Here is a 16,818-nt window from a genome sequence, read left to right as displayed (position 1 = left end):
GGCAGGGCAATAAAACAGCTAAATCAGTTGGTTGTATGGCCGTGGCTGCGGTGCTTAGTGAAGAAGCCCAGAATCAGACACATCACAAACACGGTCAGATACAAACCATTGGCGGTTGCCAGCGCGGCATGAACACCACTGTTAGCCACAATCGGGCCAGTGACCACGAAAGTCAGCATGGTGCCGACGGTGCCGCAGGTCAGAATGAAGTTCACCAGTTTTGGCGAAGACACTTTGGTTTGCAGTGAACCCAATGTAATCAAGGTGGTGTAAATAGCACTGGAAACAAAACCTAACGCCAGAATGTAGTAGCTCAGGTGCTCTGGGTTATTGGTGCTGACAAACATGTACATCGCCAATGTCGCCAGCGCAGCCAGTATGGTCACGATGCGCTGTAGGTCAAAGAAGCGCAGGATAAAGCTGAATGCCCACATCCCAATCATGTAGGAAATCCAGAAGTTACTGACCAATTGGCCCGCCTGATTGATATCCATGTTGAAGTTTTTGGTGGCATATTCCGGCACCCACTGGATGAAACCGAGTTGGCCGAGGATATAACACAGTGCAGCAATCGCCAGGAATAATACGCCAAGGCCCCATTTTTCTTTCTCCACCGGCTTGCTCTGGTCAGTGGCTTTGTGGCCAAGAACCGGGAATTCAGAGCACAATGTCAGCACGAAAATACCGACATACAGTAGGCCGATGCAAGCATAAACCCAGTACCATTCAATATGGCGCGCCAGCAGCATTGCTGCGGCGACCGGGAAAATCATCCCAGCCATGCTGAAGAATGAGTCGGTGAACAGCAGGCGAGAACCGCGCTGACGCCCTTCATACATATGGGTGACCAGGAATGTCCCGATCGACATAGTTATCCCGCTGACAACCCCTAGAATGAACATGCTGATGGAGAAGACCATCAGATTATGGCCAACCATTAATCCGGCAATAGCAATTAACATCAGAATAAAACCAAACACTAACTGACGTTTTAATGGAATGATTTCCATCAACCAAGCATTCAGGAAGATAGAGATCAAAATACCGGCGTTAAGGAAAGTGAATGTGTTACTCATACTGGCAATAGGCAGATTGAAATACTCTGCGATATTTCCCATCACCATCCCGGTGACAATAACTAACGCACCGGTCAGCGCGTATGAAAGGTAACTGATCCAAGTGAGTCGAAGGCGATTGCTGTTATTCATAGATGGGGCCTGTGTCAGCATAATATTTAAACAATAATAGTAAGAACATTTATAGAAAGCGTTCAAACCAGTTTCACTACTGAGGCCGCGGATCCTAGCATAGGCATAGTGATTTTTTGTGATTTACATTCAACTTTTAATGTAATTTATGAAATGTCATTGATAATAATTGTGATGTGTCACAGTTCGGGAGTGAGCCAGAGGATAAATATTCTGAATATGACCGGGATGTGAGCGCGCTTTGAGCGCGACTAAGACGGATGTGGTAGTAAGTATCGTGGTAGTAAGCGTCGTGATAGCAAGGAAGGTGGTCGGGTACTGTATGAGTTGGCAGAAAAGCTACTTCTTGGGCGGCATAACTGACTCGCGCATGATAATCGCCGGTGGGAAACTGGCGTTGGGAATCAACGGGTTAATTAGCAATTGAGTTGCATGTCGCGCCATTTCTACAATGGGGAAATGCAAGCTGGTCAAGGCCGGGCGGACAAATGGGGCGCGTTCGCCGCTGTCATAGCAAAGCAATGAAATATCCTGCGGTACTTGTAAATGGTGCTTATTGATAGCCAACAAAGCGCCGATGGCCATTTCTTCGTTGCAACAATAAATGGCGGTGGGGAGATTGGGGCGGCTGAGGATTTCATCGGCGCGCTGATGACCACTTTCCAAGTCATAAACCCCTTCTACACAGGCCACCGGCTCTAAACCGGCTAATTGCATAGCATCAAGAAAACCCTGACGGCGTAATTCACTGGAATGGCGCTGTGCGGAGCCACTGATACAAGCAATATGGCGATGGCCGGCATCAATCAATGCCTGTGCTGCCATTTGGCTGGCGCGACGATGATCAAAAGTAACACAACGGGCTTCCAGACCGGGAACCAGCCTATCCAATAACACAAATGAGCGCCCAGCCGCTGCCAACTGATGCAGCTTCTCATCACTGAGAAAACGGACATGCAAGATTAAACCATCGCAGCGTAAGTTATACAGGCGCTGGATAGCTTGCCATTCTTTATCTGCATTATCCCGCCCTTGAGTGACTAATAGCTGTTTACCCTGAGATTCAGCTTCAGTTTGGACACAATCCATCAATGCACCAAAAAAGCCGCCGCGATAAGAGGTGGTCACTAGCCCCAAGGTATGACTTTGGCTGGAGGCCAGTGCCCGTGCGGCAGGGTTAGGGGTATAGCCCAATACCGCGACCGCCTGTTCGACTTTTTCGCGCGTCTGCGCTTTGACATTGGTATCACCGTTGACCACGCGGGATACTGTAGCGCGGGAAACCCCGGCTAATACCGCGACGTCTTCCAGTGTGACCATCATCTTGCTCCAGTCCCTTTCATATTTGAAGTTGCAGGGGGAACTGCAACTCCAATTACTGTGGGTAATAAAATGAGTTAATGTTACAAATCTGCGAACTGCGGCAAGTAAGGTTTATTGACCTGTAAAACCTCTTCCAGCAGTGGCTGAGCAATGCTGGCGTTGCCAATCAGCGGATTGGTCACTAATGCCAGCAGAGCACTGCGGCGATCACCGTGAACTGCCGCTTCAATCGTCAGGCGCTCATAGGCTTTGACTTGCTGAGTTAGCCCGTGCATTGACACCGGCAAAGGCCCGAAAGTGAGCGGATGAGCACCTTGTGCATCAACAATACAGTTGGTTTCTACCACGGAACCATCAGACAAGCCACGAATCGCACCACGGTTTGTGGTATTCACTACAAGTTGCGTTCCTAAATTATTATGAATTGCACGAATAAGTTCCAGTGCTACTTCAGAATAAAATGATCCGCCCCGGAAACTCAATTGCTCCGGTTTGCTGTCCAGATGGGGGTCAGCGTACAGATCAAATAACTCTTTTTCTACCTGCATCACCTGCTCTGCGCGGGTACCACGTTCAGCGGCAGCGGCCTGCTCTTCTGCCAGCATATCTTGAGTCTGGTAGAAATAGCGATGATATGGGCAAGGAATTGCGCCCATTGCCCGCAGAAATTCCGGCGGCCATGGTGCTTCCTTGATGTTGTTCATGGTCAGTGAAGCGCCGTCACACAGCATGTTCAGCACATCTGCGGTGACATTTTTACCCTGCTGCAATACTTCATGCACCCACACCATATGATTAAGCCCGGCGAAGCGCAGTTGGATATCTTCATAAGGCGCATCCAGTAGTTTTGCAATCATGTGGTGCATGCTGATTGGAACATTACACAGGCCAATAATTTTCGCTTTGCTATAGCGGGTTACCGCTTCGGTGACGATACCGGCGGGGTTAGTAAAGTTAATTATCCAAGCATCTGGTGCCAGTTTCTCAACTTTAGCCGCAATATCCAGCATTACCGGAATAGTGCGTAGCGCTTTGGCAAAACCGCCGACACCAGTCGTCTCCTGCCCGAGCAAGTTATATTTCAGACCCAAGCGCTCATCTGCTGCCCGTGCTGGGAGTTGGCCAACCCGGAATTGTGTCAGAACAAAACTGGCACCTTCGATTGCGGTATCCAGGGAGAAGTGAACACTAACTTTCACGCGCTCCAGCCCGTGGCGATCCAGCATTCTGCGGGTCAGTGCAGCAATAATTTCCACTTTTTGACGGCCTAACTCGACGTCAGCCAGCGCCAGTTCCGTGACCGGTAACTGGTCAATCCGCTGAATTAATCCATCAACTAATTCTGGGGTATAGCTACTGCCGCCACCAATAATGGTAATTTTAAAGGTTTTCATATTTGGCCTCCAAATGAATAAATTAGAAATGAGAGCGCTCTCATTTGAGAGGAAAGACTAACGATTAACCAAAAACAAAATGGGATGCTGCTCGCAAAAATGGCAGTTTGAGAGTAAGAAAATAAGCAAGACGTGATCCCGGTTACAGAATTTCACTGTCGGCTAGGATTTGGTAGAGGGGTTAATATGATTAATTAATCGCCATTACGCTATTTCACTGCTGATGCGGTGAGTTTTCAGCGAAAATGCGCATTCTGTAACATAAATAACCGTAAATGGGTGGCATTGCGTGGGTCAGGTCTTTAGAATCAAAGCGTTTTTCCGTTGTTCGCATCCCACAGAAAGGAACCGTTAATGTTTAAACGTACTTTAGTGACCTTCATCGCACTTTGCTCTCTAAGCGCCGTGGCACCCGCTGCTTTGGCTGCCGGTGAACCTCATGTGTTGTTAACGACGTCGGTTGGGAATATTGAGTTGGAACTCAATAGCCAGAAGGCACCGGTTTCAACGCAGAATTTCGTTGATTATGTCAACAACGGCTATTACAACAACACCATATTCCACCGCGTTATCCCCGGTTTTATGATTCAGGGCGGAGGTTTTACAGCCGATTTCAAACAAAAAACGGCTAAAACCCCCATCAAAAATGAAGCGGATAACGGCTTGCGTAACCTGCGTGGCACTATCTCCATGGCCCGCACCGCAGATAAAGACAGCGCCACCAGCCAGTTCTTCCTCAACGTGGCAGACAATGCTTTCCTCGATCACGGCCAGCGCGATTTTGGCTATGCCGTGTTCGGTAAAGTGGTTAAGGGGATGGATGTGGTAGAGAAAATCTCCCAGGTTCAGACTGAAAACGTCGGCCCGTATCAGAATGTGCCAGTGAAACCTATCACCATTCTGTCGGCGAAAGTTTTACCTTAATTGCTGCAACCAGCTTTCATCCCCGAAAGCTGGTTTATCTCCTAAAAATCCCATCCCATCAGAAATTAATCAACAGGTTGCATATAATCAATTATCTGTCTTAGCTTGGGGGAAAGGTTCATGAGTGAAGCATTGCTTATCGCGAAGGCGCAGCCAGCACAGGATTTAGTGATTTTATCGGCATTGGCAAACCGTCATGGGCTGATTACCGGCGCGACCGGTACCGGTAAAACGGTCACATTACAAAAAATGGCTGAGCAGTTTTCCCGTATTGGCGTACCGGTATTTCTGGCCGATGTGAAAGGCGATTTATCCGGTATTGGCGCGGAAGGTATTGAATCAGAAAAACTGCAAGCAAGACTGACGGCAATTGGCGTCACTGACTGGCAACCCCAAGCTTGCCCGATTGTACCTTGGGATATTTTCGCTGAAAAAGGCCATCCCATCCGGGCCACCATTTCTGATCTTGGCCCGCTGCTACTGGGGCGTCTGCTTGATCTCAATGAAGTGCAAAGTGGCGTACTGCAATTAGTGTTTAAAATTGCCGACGACAATAATTTGCTGCTGTTAGACATGAAAGATTTGCGCGCCATCGTGCAATTCGTTGGCGACAATGCCAAGCAGTTCCGCACCCAATACGGCAATATTACGCCCGCCTCGGTAGGCGCTATCCAGCGCGGTTTACTGACCTTAGAACAGCAGGGTGCTAATCAATTTTTTGGTGAGCCGATGCTGGATATTCACGATTTGATGCGAACTGACAGTAATGGGCAAGGTGTTATCAATCTATTGGCCGCTGATCGGCTGATTAATCAACCTAAACTCTATGCCATTTTCCTGCTGTGGTTGTTAGCCGAACTGTTCGAGCAACTGCCGGAAGTCGGTGATGTCGATAAACCAAAATTGGTTTTTTTCTTTGATGAAGCCCATTTATTATTCACTGATGCCCCGGCGGCGCTGGTGGATAAAGTTGAACAAGTGGTGCGGTTGATTCGCTCAAAAGGGGTCGGCATCTATTTTGTGACACAAAATCCATTGGATGTTCCCGATAAAATCCTCGGCCAATTGGGTAACCGTGTGCAGCATGCTTTGCGTGCTTTTACTCCACGGGATCAAAAGGCGGTGAAATCCGCTGCGCAAACCATGCGCGCGAACCCGGCATTCAGTGCTGAACAGGCGATTACTGAGCTGGGTGTCGGCGAGGCACTTATTTCTTTCCTTGATAAGAAAGGGCGGCCCAATATTGTTGAGCGTGCCATGGTGATTGCCCCACAATCCAAAATGGGCGCGCTGGATGCCACTGCACGTAATCACGCCATTAATCATTCGCCGCTATATGGCCGCTATGAAGAGATGGTGGATCGCGAGTCAGCTTATGAGAAATTGTCTGCCGGTGGCTCCTCAACCTTGGGAGATGCGGCTTCGGGTAGGGAGGCGGCACCTCAGCAACCAGATGCTCATGGCGGCGGTTTGATGGATGGGCTGAATGATTTGCTGTTTGGCTCTACCGGGCCGCGTGGCGGCAAGCGCGATGGTATTGTCCAGACTGCCGCCAAAAGTATGGCGCGCGATCTGGGCCGACAAATTTTGCGTGGTGTTTTGGGGTCAATTACTGGTGGGCGCAAGCGTTAAAAACACTGCAATGACCTAGTCTCTAAAACGAGAAAACCCGCCATTAAGGCGGGTTATCCCGAATATCTGTCGGCTACAAAGGCATAGTTTCCTACCCTATGTGCCTATCAAGTTGTACCTTGGTTCATTGGTACGAGAGGGACTATATAGCGCGTAAATTACAGAGTCAATAGGTGCTGTCAAGTTGCTACCTTAGTCAGGGTATTGTTGCGAGTCAGTTCTGAGGAACCAATAATAAATCTTTAAATGTAGCGCTCTGGAGATTAACGTTAACAAATTGAAATAACAAAATATATTACTGGATATTATGTATGTCAGTTGAACGTATTATTGAGTCAATATCAGGAAAACGTATTGCGACATATGAGCGTTGTTTTGAAACAACTGATATATCGGAATGTCTCGGTATGTATATCTGGAATAAGCGAGTATGCGCCGAACTGTTGCCTGTACTACAAATACTGGAAGTCTCTCTTCGCAATGGCCTCTGTTCGGGCTATGAATCCTTATTCAGAGAACGCCTAAAGCAACAGGGTAAGAATGCGGCTGAAATTGATGCTGCATTCGACCCTATGTGGCTTAAGAATTTCTATGATTCAGCCACCGATAATCAATATAAAGATACCAAGGTTGCAATAGTATCGGCAGCAAATAAGTTGGAAAAGAGGGGAATAGAGCTCACTGCGGATAATTTAATACCAGAATTAACCTTTGGGGTGTGGAGCCATTTGTGTCAGTCCCATGACATAAATGCCGATCAATCTTTACGACTGTGGCCGGACTTACTTTACCATGCATTCCCCGGTAGAAAAATGAAGCACCCGCAACTGATTAATATTCTAAGAAATGTTAACCGATTACGGAATAGAATTGCTCATCATGAGCCAGTCTGGTACTCAAAAAGTCTTTATGGCACACCCGCATACTTGAATAAAGTCATCAATTTTTATAATGAGTGTTTGATATTGATTGAAGCAATCAACCCTTCAAATCTCAAAGCCATTACTTTGGTGAATAGTCATGCGTCATTGACTGCACTTTGTTCTATCCAATGTGTTGCAGAGTATAAAAATCTCGCGGCGGGAGTCCATGAAATTCCTCAACTCAATATTAAAAACTGGCATACTCATGCACAATTTAGTGAACGTATACGTGGTGCAATATCATCAATTCAGGGCGATTTAGTATCAATAAAAGCTGTTGATGGTAATTATGCCGGGCAATTTTTTATAGATAAAAGAGATAAGGCCATCTTGGTGGGACTTGCTCAGTTAAAAGTAGGGGAACTGGTGACCTTTATCCCTACAAGATTTGATGACTCTTTTATTGCCACCAAAGTGCATTACAATCTACCAACTTAGTCAGTTAGGTTAAATATGCTGTTATTGATCGATAATTACGATTCGTTTACCTACAACCTTTACCAGTATTTTTGTGAGCTGGGCGCGGAAGTGGTTGTTAAACGTAATGATGAAGTACAACTAGCTGATATTGAAAGATTATCACCATCCCATTTGGTGATTTCGCCCGGCCCCTGCACCCCCAATGAGGCCGGGATTTCTGTGGCCGCGATCCGTCATTTTGCCGGTAAATTGCCCATATTGGGCGTCTGTCTGGGCCATCAGGCGCTTGGGCAGGCTTTTGGCGCACGTATCGTGCGGGCGCGGCAAGTGATGCACGGTAAAACCACAGCAATTCGCCATAATGGTCAGGGTGTCTTTCGTGGGCTTAATCAGCCGCTTACTGTGACCCGCTACCACTCTTTAGTGATTGCTACTGACTCTCTACCTGATTGTTTTGAGCTGACCGCATGGACTGAACAAAACGGCGTGATGGATGAAATTATGGGCATCCGCCATCGCACTTTGCCACTGGAGGGCGTGCAGTTCCATCCGGAAAGTATCCTCAGCGAACAAGGCCATCAATTATTGGATAATTTCCTTAAAAATTAATTGGTTGAATTGCATTTTCTCTATTGGTTAATTTTTTGTTTGCTTGATTTTGATTTTTTATGCATATTTTGTGATTATATTCTCACTCGTCAGTAATTGGCGGCTCAATATTTTCTCAGATTGGACAGTGCAATGGCAGATAAATTAGCAGTGACTCGCAGTACATTCGACCAGGTTATTTTGCCTGTTTATGCACCCGCGCAGTTTATTCCGGTCAAAGGGAAAGGTAGCCGCGTGTGGGATCAACAAGGCACGGAATACATTGATTTTGCAGGTGGAATTGCGGTTACAGCACTCGGTCATTGCCATCCGGCGCTGGTGGCGGCATTACATCAGCAAGGTGAAATGTTATGGCATACCAGTAATGTATTCACCAATGAACCCGCCCTACGTTTGGCACAAAAACTGATTGCGGCGACCTTTGCTGACCGCGTGTTTTTTGCCAATTCCGGTGGCGAGGCGAATGAGGCGGCATTTAAGTTAGCCCGTCATTACGCTATTGAACGCCACAGCCCGTATAAAACTAAAATCATTGCTTTCCATAATGCATTCCATGGTCGCACGCTGTTTACTGTATCGGTCGGTGGGCAACCCAAGTACTCCGATGGTTTTGGCCCGAAACCGGCCGATATTATCCATGTGCCGTTTAATGACCTGGCTGCGGTAAAAGCGGTCATGGACGACCACACTTGTGCGGTGGTGCTGGAACCTATTCAAGGGGAAGGGGGCATTACCTCCGCGACACCAGAGTTTCTGCAAGGTGTGCGCGCGCTGTGTGATCAACACAAAGCGCTGCTGGTGTTTGATGAAGTGCAAAGCGGTATGGGGCGCAGTGGTAAGCTGTTTACTTATATGCACTACGGCGTGACGCCAGATATCCTCACCACGGCTAAAGCGTTAGGCGGCGGGTTCCCGGTCAGCGCGATGCTGACGACTGAAGAAATTGCCTCGGTGATGGCGGTAGGAACCCACGGCACTACCTATGGGGGGAACCCACTGGCCTGTGCGGTCGCAGAGGCCGCGCTGGATGTGATTAATACTCCAGAGGTACTTGATGGCATTGAACAGCGCCACGGCCTGTTTGTGCAGGCTTTGCAAGAGATTAACAGTAAGTATCAGGTGTTTGATGACATCCGCGGCATGGGGCTACTGATAGGGGCACAATTAACGCCGCAATATCATGGTCGCTCGCGGGAGTTCCTGACGGCAGCAGCAGCGAATGGTTTAATGATTCTTAATGCCGGGCCAGATGTATTACGGTTAGCGCCTTCGTTGGTGATTGAACCCGAAGATATCCAGCAAGGTATGGCGCGTTTAGAAAGGGCGGTTACCAGCCTGGTCAAAGGTTAAATCGTATTTTTGTCAACGGATTGTGGAGAGGTTTTTTGCCTCTCTTTTTTACGATGCCGTCCCCCGCAGTTTCCGGCTACGCCAAATACCATGGTGCGGCTGTTGCTGCCATGCCAGCGATGAAACGGTATGCATCACACTCAAATGAGACAAAATACGCCGTAAATTACGTTCAAGTTCAGAGATTTGCGTATCAGTATCTCTATCTGGCATTTGAACAAAATCGTTATTCCCCTCACGGGTATCTGACTCTAGCCGTTGCTGACATTGTTGAATCGCCATTTCACAGAGCTGTAAATACTCTTCCGCCAACCTAACCGTCAGCTGAATGTGGTGTTTATCTGATTCTGCCGGTGACTCTGCCAATGGATAAGCCCGCGTCAGTATAGTCATCTCATTGATATTCCCGACAATAAGTTCGCTATGGGTGGCCCACAGACGCATGTCCGCCAGATATTCTGAGTTGAACCCCGGCTCCTGCATAGCTTCTTTCAGTGAACTGAGGACGGCGTTGCTGGCTTTGTTCACGTGGATGCGCTCAAACGACAGTTGCTCAATATTCGGATTAGGTTTCAACAGGATGCGCAGGATTCTCTGATAACTTTCCAGCGTTTGATGCGCATTTTTACGCAGTAAACCGCTTTGCCACTGCGGCCATAGCCACAATGTACTGGCAAAGGCCAATGCACAGCCGATTAACGTATCTAACAATCGCGGGATTAAAAAGTCCGCACCTTCGCCGGTCAATAACTGCAAGATATAGACCGTAGTGATGGTTCTGAGAATGACCGACCAGCCATAGTTTTTGCGTTGAACCAGATAGGCCCCCAGGGTGATAAGCAACATAATGCTTAGCGTGGTGCCTTCCGGCATTTGAAAATGCAGCAAAGCTGCCGCGAGTAACAGCCCAATCAGGGTGCCAAGGGCGCGGTGATGAATTCGAATTTTAGTGGCGTTATAGCCGTTTTGTGTGACCAGCATCACGGTGAGCAAAATCCAATAAGGTTTAGGCAGATGAATCAAGGTACCGATGTAACTGCCGGCGGCCAAAGTGACGCCAAGGCGAGCGGCATTCCGCAAGGCACTGGATTTAAAAGATAAATAGCTGGTGAGTGCTGGCCAGAACGGCTGAGATAGCTGGCTGGACATCAAAGTGCGTTCATACTGCGGGCGTTGGTCGCTCAGGATTTGGGTAACATGGCTGATATGGTAATAGAAGAATTGTGCCGCTGGGTTATCCGGATGCTGCTGGGCAATCTCTTCCAGTTCGACCAGCGCATCATCTGCACTGAAATGATTTTTCGCTCGGTGATGATAGAGAATATCATCGGCGATGGTGCGCATTTGCGTCGAGATAACCTGCATATTGCGCTTAAGGACTTTCTCTATCGGGCTTTGGTCAATTAACTCTTGCGTTTTTTCTGACTGACTCACTGCCGCGGTGATGTGTTCCTGTAAATCGAGCGCCATCTGAAACAAGTTCAATAGCCGTTTCCGCTCTTTTTTAGTGGCATTGTCTATCAAGTTAAATTGCTGATAAATCTGATTAATCTTGTCCATTATACCTTGTTGCCGGTCAAGCAACGGCGGTATTGCCTTTTCTAGCGCCACATGTTGACCCAACAAACTGTATTTAGCATCACAATAATCGGCCAACAAATGATAAAGCTGACTCAATGGCTCACGGATCGGCTGGTCTTTACATAACCGGAACCATAGCCAGGTAAATAGGCCATACCAGAGAGTCCCCACGGCACACATCAATGGCGCTTGCCAGATAGGCGTACGGCCTACCATGCTGAGGCTAAAAATAGCGGCGATAAGTGCGGCGGGGAGCAGGCGGCCATTGAGCTGGCTGATAGCGCCACTGACACCCAATATTAATGCCAAGCCAAGCATCACCGCAGGTAATGGAATATCCCACAGCAGTAGTTGTTGAGTCAGAAAACTACTGAAAGTAAAGATAGCCCCGCCGACAATCAGTCGCTGGAAGAAATGTTGATGGGGGGTATCTAGCGCTGCAATATTACAGCAGGCGGGTATCAGGGAGAACATCAACCCCAACCGCAATTCGCCTATCGCGAACCCCAATGCCGCCGGCAAGCAGAGAACAAGTGTCTGGCGGAGTGCATAATTGACTTCAGGATGATAAATAAGCCGTTGCCAATTCATATAGGCCCCAGAGATTTATTAATTACATAACATATACCCAGAAGGCGGCAATTGAGCGAGTCCCCAAGAGCCTATTTACTTTAAGGTCAACGACCAGTAAGTGACTGGGGTGACAAATCTGCCGGGAGCAGATTTGAACGCTGCTTGCAGCGGCCTCGCAGAGGCGAGGCCCATGGACGGGCCGAGTAGTGAAAGCAGCCAACACACATGCAGCTTGAAGTATAACGGGTATAGAAGAAAACTGGTGCCGAGGGTATCGGCACCAGTTTATAGGGAATTAACGAGTGCCGTAAACGACAATCGTTTTACCATGCGCGGAGATCAGATTTTGATCTTCTAGCATTTTTAGTATCCGCCCCACAGTTTCGCGGGAACAGCCAACTATTTGACCAATTTCCTGGCGGGTAATCTTTATCTGCATCCCATCTGGGTGGGTCATGGCATCCGGTTGTTTTGCCAGATTAAGCAGCGTTTGTGCAATGCGCCCAGTGACATCCAGGAAGGCGAGGTTACCCACTTTCTCAGATGTTATCTGTAAGCGATTCGCCATTTGTGACGACAGGCGCATCAAGATATCTGGATTAACCTGAATCAGCTGACGGAATTTTTTGTAAGAAATTTCAGCCACTTCACAGGCGGTTTTTGCCCTAACCCAAGCACTACGTTCTTGGCCTTCTTCAAATAATCCAAGCTCGCCGATGAAATCTCCCTGGTTTAAATAGGAGAGAATCATCTCTTTACCTTCTTCATCTTTGATAAGCACCGCAACGGAGCCTTTCACGATGTAGTAAAGCGTTTCGGCTTTTTCACCTTGGTGAATTAGCGTACTTTTCGATGGATATTTGTGGATATGGCAATGAGACAGGAACCATTCGAGAGTCGGGTCTGTTTGTGGCTTGCCGAGAACCATTCGCTGTTATCCTCTGTTGTTATCGCAGCCTAACTTAACAGGGCTCAGAGTTCCCTGTACGGCGTGCTTATAAAATACACTTTCATTTAGCATATTAATTTGCTCAACTGCCGAAAGGTATAGCCAAGATGCGTACCGAGTAGAAACCCTTCACTGAGTATTGAGAAGCTACCCTATTTAATTCTAAATACAACACTTTCGGTTCTGTTTGTAGCACAGGATGAGGTCGGTGTCTTGTGTTGTATCGCTTCAGCATGATGAACATCGGGTTACATTGCCAGTTTGTAAATGAAAGGGTAGTCTGAATGAGAAAATTTAACCGGGAGCATGAGTTATGCAAGCACGTGTAAAGTGGGTTGAGGGGCTGACATTTTTAGGTGAATCCGCATCTGGTCATCAAGTTTTAATGGATGGAAATGCAGGAGATAAAGCCCCTAGCCCGATGGAAATGTTGTTAATGTCGGCGGGGGGCTGTAGCGCAATTGATGTCGTTTCCATTTTGCAAAAGGGGCGCAACGATGTGCGCGATTGCGAAGTGACATTAACCTCGCAGCGCCGGGAAGAAGCACCGCGCCTGTTTACCCAAATTAACCTGCATTTTATTGTCAGCGGCAAAGGGTTGACTGATAAAATCGTTGAGCGTGCAGTTGAGCTTTCAGCAGAGAAATATTGCTCGGTTTCTTTGATGTTGGGGAAAGCGGCGACTATTACCCACAGTTTTGAGATCCGCGAAATCGCCTAAATAAATCCTTCGCCCTTGCAGCTGCAGAGTTGCTAACCGCCTACCTGCAGCTCCAAGACAGAAGAATTATCCGATCTTCTTGCCTTCCAGCAATTGCTGCACCAGCGGGGCCATAATCAGCTCCATTGCCAGCCCCATCTTCCCGCCGGGGACAACCAACGTGTTGATATTGGAGATAAAAGACCCTTGCAGCATTGCCAATAAGTAGGGGAAATCGATTTGGTCCAAACCTCGGAAATGAATGACAACAAAACTTTCATCCAGTGAGGGAATGGCTTTAGCAGCAAATGGGTTTGAGGTATCGACGGTCGGCACGCGCTGAAAGTTAATGTGGGTGCGCGAGAACTGCGGCGTAATGTAGCTAATGTAATCGTCCATGGAACGCACCACGGAATCCATCACCGCCTCACGGGAATGGCCGCGCTCACCGGTATCCCGGACTAATTTTTGAATCCACTCCAGGTTGACGATGGGCACCACGCCGACCAGTAAATCTACATGTTTTGCCACATCATGATGCTCGGTCACGACTCCGCCGTGCAGCCCTTCATAAAATAATACATCGGTGGGTTCTGGCAGCGCCTCCCAAGGGGTGAAAGTGCCCGGAATTTGGTTATAAGGTACAGCTTCATCATAAGTGTGCAAATACTTACGTGAACGCCCCGAGCCATTTTTGCCGTACTCTTCCACACTGTCTTCTAACTGACCAAAGTCATTGGCTTCTGGGCCAAAATAGCTGATATGACGCCCTTGATCCCGTGCCTTACGGATGACGGTATCCATTTCTGGGCGGGTATAGCGGTGGAAGCTATCGCCCTCAATTTGCGCCGCGCGAATATTCAATTGCTGAAAAATTTTGCGGAACGCCAGGCTGGTTGTCGTCGTCCCTGCGCCACTTGAGCCGGTGACGGCTATAACCGGATGTTTAGTTGACATATTAGCTGTAACTCCATGGGGTTAGATCCTCAGTGGACAGGCTGAAATTGGCTGTTTTTTAGCGCTAATGGCTGATTTTTTTAGGGCTAAGGGCTATTTTTAGGGCAAATTGTCCGGCTTGTCACTCTGATTTTACTCGGCGAGTGTCGTGATCCGGCGAGGATTATGGCAACTCTTCGGCACCGGCTCGAAATGCACCGCGCGGCATAATATTGATGGTCTCGTGTAACTCGGACCAGACCAAAACAGCCTCACCACTGACCAACTGACGGCGGACGTCTTCGACTTTTTGGGTCAATGAGCGCTCATGCTCGCCGTAATCTGTGCCTTCACGTAGCACAAAGGCTTCCAGCAGATTATCCAGTGTTTCACTGTCGACTTGTTGCCAAGGGATCATCATGATGATTGCTCCAAATAGGGGGAAAGCCAGGCTGGAATACGTTGTTCCAGCCACATTTGTGGGTGTTTTAAGGAGCCGCCGACAAAACCGACATGGCCGCCGTGCTCTGTGAGCTGATAAGCAATATTGTCCGGTAACTCGTTGAGATTCGGGATAACCTCGGCGGTCATGAATGGATCATCTTTGGCATGAATGATAAGCAGCGGCGTCTTAATTTGTGACAGCTTAGGTAAAGCGCTACAACGCCGATAATAATCCAACGCATCATTGAAGCCATGTATTCTAGCCGTTATGACATCATCAAACTCTCTGATTCGCCGCAGTCCTTTCAATTGAGTCAGATCCAACGGCAGACTGCCGGGGTAATGCAGTAGCTTACGGGTGGCATTTAATTTGAGTTGGTTCAACAAATAGCGCTGATAAACCCGAGAGAAACCTTGCTCCATGCGGTCAGCACAAGGTTCTAGCATCAGCGGTGCAGAAACCACCACGGCTGCCTCTAATAAACTCTCTTGCTCTTGTTGAGCTAACTGCCCTTGTTCAGCTAAATAGAGGGCCAACATATTGCCCCCTAAAGAGATGCCAACCGCGGCGGTGGGTACCTGACCATAACTTTCCCGCAACCAGCGCAGAAAGAAGCGGGCATCCTCTGTTTCACCGGAGTGATAAATGCGTGACTTGCGATTTGGCTCACCACTGCATCCACGAAAATGCATCACCACACCCAGCCACCCTCGGTCTTGCCAGGCGCGCAGTAACCCATGGGCATAAGGGCTATAAAAATTTCCTTCCAACCCATGGAATAGCACCACTCTGGGCTTATCGCGCGCCAGCTCAGGGTTTTCACTCCAGGCCAGATCGACAAAATCCCCATCGGGCAGTTCCAGCCGTTGCCAAAAAGGTTGCAGTTGTACGCGCCGCCTGACCAAACGGGGCAGCAGCGTTTGTAGATGTGGGTTACTGGCACCGGCCAGCGGACGAAATATTTCATGCATATGGTGAATGGAAATCATGTCATTGCTCTTGTGTGATCAATAGCACACTGTTAGCTTCATGGGTATATCGCGCATCATTTTGGGTGAGAGGCACCCGTCTCATGGAACTGAGTTTATTTCTTTCAATGGTAGGTTTTCTCTGGGTTGCTGCAATTACCCCTGGCCCAAACAATATGTTATTAACCTCAGCCGGGGCCAACTTCGGTTTTATGCGCTCTATCTGGTTGATGTTAGGCATTATGTTGGGCATGCAGAGTATGCTGTTGCTGGTGGCATTTGGTGTCGGCGGCCTGATATTAGTTTATCCTTCCCTGCATTTAATCCTGAAAATTCTCGGCAGTCTTTATCTGCTGTGGTTGGCATGGAAAATTGCCACTTCGGCCTATGAAAAATTAGAAACCAATGTCGTCCCGCCAAAACCGCTGCGATTGTATCAGGGTTGGCTATTGCAGTTCCTTAACCCAAAAGCCTGGCTGATGGGATTAGGGTCAGTCGCCAGTTTCAGTATGGCGGGTGCGGCTTATAATCATTCCATCTTAATGATAAGCCTTGGCATGTTTATGGTGAATCTGGTGGCCGGTATTATTTGGCTGGGTTTTGGTACTTTGATTGGCCGTTTGCTGCGCAGCCGCCGGGCCTGGTTTACTTTTAATATCTCGATGGGGTTGCTGACAGCGGCCTGTGTACTACTTATTTGGCACTGACAATACTCGTCATACTGCAAGCTGCATGCGCGTTGGCTGTTTTTATGACTCGGTTCGCGGCCGATTTGTCACCCCAGTCACTTACTGGTTGTTGACCTTAAAGTCAGTAGACTCCGGGGGATTTACTCAATTGCCGCCGGCCTGCAACTCGAATTATTTAGAGTACGATCATGGGA

15 protein-coding genes are annotated in these 16,818 nt (G+C 48.2%); 7 read left to right on the top strand and 8 right to left on the bottom strand.

The window, feature by feature from the left end:
- Window positions 1–23: 23 nt before the first annotated feature.
- The 3 genes from tsgA to OVO64_RS05595 all read right to left on the bottom strand — a co-directional run bounded on the left by tsgA (window position 24) and on the right by OVO64_RS05595 (window position 3,925).
- Window positions 24–1,208, bottom strand: a complete 1,185-nt coding sequence (gene tsgA, locus OVO64_RS05605; RefSeq protein ID WP_038637190.1) for an MFS transporter TsgA — start codon at window positions 1,206–1,208, stop codon at window positions 24–26.
- Between the two features lie 339 nt (window positions 1,209–1,547).
- Window positions 1,548–2,528, bottom strand: coding sequence for a LacI family DNA-binding transcriptional regulator (locus tag OVO64_RS05600; protein ID WP_038637187.1), 981 nt, complete (start codon window positions 2,526–2,528; stop codon window positions 1,548–1,550).
- An 83-nt stretch (window positions 2,529–2,611) separates the two neighbouring features.
- Window positions 2,612–3,925 carry a 6-phospho-beta-glucosidase gene (locus OVO64_RS05595; RefSeq protein WP_038637184.1) on the bottom strand — a complete coding sequence of 438 codons (1,314 nt, stop codon included), beginning with the start codon at window positions 3,923–3,925 and terminating at the stop codon, window positions 2,612–2,614.
- Window positions 3,926–4,279: 354 nt separating this feature from the next.
- On the opposite strand from OVO64_RS05595, the gene ppiA reads away from it, so the two are divergent.
- From ppiA to argD, 5 genes are all read left to right on the top strand, one after another.
- On the top strand, window positions 4,280–4,849 hold the full coding sequence (ppiA, locus tag OVO64_RS05590) for a peptidylprolyl isomerase A (RefSeq protein WP_025376626.1): 570 nt from the start codon (window positions 4,280–4,282) through the stop codon (window positions 4,847–4,849).
- A 120-nt stretch (window positions 4,850–4,969) separates the two neighbouring features.
- Window positions 4,970–6,481: a helicase HerA-like domain-containing protein gene (locus OVO64_RS05585; RefSeq protein WP_145586400.1), complete on the top strand. Its 1,512-nt coding sequence runs from the start codon at window positions 4,970–4,972 to the stop codon at window positions 6,479–6,481.
- Window positions 6,482–6,792: 311 nt separating this feature from the next.
- A complete protein-coding gene (locus OVO64_RS05580) occupies window positions 6,793–7,842 on the top strand; it encodes an Abi family protein (RefSeq protein ID WP_145509939.1) in 1,050 nt (349 codons plus the stop codon).
- A gap of 15 nt (window positions 7,843–7,857) precedes the next feature.
- Entirely contained in the window at window positions 7,858–8,433 is a 576-nt protein-coding gene (locus OVO64_RS05575; RefSeq protein WP_145586401.1) for an aminodeoxychorismate synthase component II, read from the top strand.
- A gap of 132 nt (window positions 8,434–8,565) precedes the next feature.
- Entirely contained in the window at window positions 8,566–9,783 is a 1,218-nt protein-coding gene (gene argD / locus OVO64_RS05570; protein ID WP_038637171.1) for a bifunctional acetylornithine/succinyldiaminopimelate transaminase, read from the top strand.
- 48 nt (window positions 9,784–9,831) lie between these two features.
- On the opposite strand, the gene OVO64_RS05565 is transcribed toward argD, so the two are convergent.
- Window positions 9,832–11,955, bottom strand: coding sequence for a YccS/YhfK family putative transporter (locus tag OVO64_RS05565; RefSeq protein WP_050291822.1), 2,124 nt, complete (start codon window positions 11,953–11,955; stop codon window positions 9,832–9,834).
- A 277-nt stretch (window positions 11,956–12,232) separates the two neighbouring features.
- The gene (gene crp / locus OVO64_RS05560; RefSeq protein ID WP_002212297.1) at window positions 12,233–12,865 is read right to left on the bottom strand and encodes a cAMP-activated global transcriptional regulator CRP; all 633 of its coding nucleotides are present in this window, start codon (window positions 12,863–12,865) and stop codon (window positions 12,233–12,235) included.
- Window positions 12,866–13,199: 334 nt separating this feature from the next.
- Here crp and OVO64_RS05555 point away from each other — a divergent pair, with 334 nt between their 5' ends.
- Window positions 13,200–13,607: an OsmC family protein gene (locus OVO64_RS05555; protein WP_004875129.1), complete on the top strand. Its 408-nt coding sequence runs from the start codon at window positions 13,200–13,202 to the stop codon at window positions 13,605–13,607.
- A 66-nt stretch (window positions 13,608–13,673) separates the two neighbouring features.
- Here OVO64_RS05555 and OVO64_RS05550 read toward each other — a convergent pair whose 3' ends face one another.
- From OVO64_RS05550 to OVO64_RS05540, 3 genes are all read right to left on the bottom strand, one after another.
- Window positions 13,674–14,543 (bottom strand): phosphoribulokinase, encoded by an 870-nt coding sequence (locus OVO64_RS05550; protein ID WP_038637163.1) that lies wholly within the window; start codon window positions 14,541–14,543, stop codon window positions 13,674–13,676.
- Between the two features lie 163 nt (window positions 14,544–14,706).
- Window positions 14,707–14,943, bottom strand: coding sequence for a YheU family protein (locus tag OVO64_RS05545; protein ID WP_038637160.1), 237 nt, complete (start codon window positions 14,941–14,943; stop codon window positions 14,707–14,709).
- On the bottom strand, window positions 14,940–15,938 hold the full coding sequence (locus tag OVO64_RS05540) for a hydrolase (protein WP_038639911.1): 999 nt from the start codon (window positions 15,936–15,938) through the stop codon (window positions 14,940–14,942). Before OVO64_RS05540 ends, OVO64_RS05545 begins: the two co-directional genes overlap by 4 nt.
- A gap of 101 nt (window positions 15,939–16,039) precedes the next feature.
- Here OVO64_RS05540 and OVO64_RS05535 point away from each other — a divergent pair, with 101 nt between their 5' ends.
- Window positions 16,040–16,642 (top strand): LysE family translocator, encoded by a 603-nt coding sequence (locus OVO64_RS05535; RefSeq protein WP_050291820.1) that lies wholly within the window; start codon window positions 16,040–16,042, stop codon window positions 16,640–16,642.
- Window positions 16,643–16,818: the final 176 nt, after the last annotated feature.

Origin of the sequence: Yersinia sp. Marseille-Q5920, assembly GCF_946902935.1 — a bacterium.
GTDB lineage: Bacteria > Pseudomonadota > Gammaproteobacteria > Enterobacterales > Enterobacteriaceae > Yersinia > Yersinia rochesterensis.
Note: the sequence above shows the minus strand (reverse complement) of the source record. Positions and strands in the feature narration are given on the sequence as shown.

Bases quoted from the DNA above. Each gene is read 5' to 3' on its own strand.
- OVO64_RS05580 (WP_145509939.1), top strand. From the start codon at position 6,793: ATGTCAGTTGAACGTATTATTGAGTCAATATCAGGAAAACGTATTGCG.
- argD (WP_038637171.1), top strand. From the start codon at position 8,566: ATGGCAGATAAATTAGCAGTGACTCGCAGTACATTCGACCAGGTTATT.
- ppiA (WP_025376626.1), top strand. From the start codon at position 4,280: ATGTTTAAACGTACTTTAGTGACCTTCATCGCACTTTGCTCTCTAAGC.
- OVO64_RS05565 (WP_050291822.1), bottom strand. From the start codon at position 11,955: ATGAATTGGCAACGGCTTATTTATCATCCTGAAGTCAATTATGCACTC.
- OVO64_RS05595 (WP_038637184.1), bottom strand. From the start codon at position 3,925: ATGAAAACCTTTAAAATTACCATTATTGGTGGCGGCAGTAGCTATACC.
- OVO64_RS05545 (WP_038637160.1), bottom strand. From the start codon at position 14,943: ATGATGATCCCTTGGCAACAAGTCGACAGTGAAACACTGGATAATCTG.
- crp (WP_002212297.1), bottom strand. From the start codon at position 12,865: ATGGTTCTCGGCAAGCCACAAACAGACCCGACTCTCGAATGGTTCCTG.
- tsgA (WP_038637190.1), bottom strand. From the start codon at position 1,208: ATGAATAACAGCAATCGCCTTCGACTCACTTGGATCAGTTACCTTTCA.
- OVO64_RS05540 (WP_038639911.1), bottom strand. From the start codon at position 15,938: ATGCATGAAATATTTCGTCCGCTGGCCGGTGCCAGTAACCCACATCTA.
- OVO64_RS05575 (WP_145586401.1), top strand. From the start codon at position 7,858: ATGCTGTTATTGATCGATAATTACGATTCGTTTACCTACAACCTTTAC.
- OVO64_RS05555 (WP_004875129.1), top strand. From the start codon at position 13,200: ATGCAAGCACGTGTAAAGTGGGTTGAGGGGCTGACATTTTTAGGTGAA.
- OVO64_RS05535 (WP_050291820.1), top strand. From the start codon at position 16,040: ATGGAACTGAGTTTATTTCTTTCAATGGTAGGTTTTCTCTGGGTTGCT.
- OVO64_RS05550 (WP_038637163.1), bottom strand. From the start codon at position 14,543: ATGTCAACTAAACATCCGGTTATAGCCGTCACCGGCTCAAGTGGCGCA.
- OVO64_RS05600 (WP_038637187.1), bottom strand. From the start codon at position 2,528: ATGGTCACACTGGAAGACGTCGCGGTATTAGCCGGGGTTTCCCGCGCT.
- OVO64_RS05585 (WP_145586400.1), top strand. From the start codon at position 4,970: ATGAGTGAAGCATTGCTTATCGCGAAGGCGCAGCCAGCACAGGATTTA.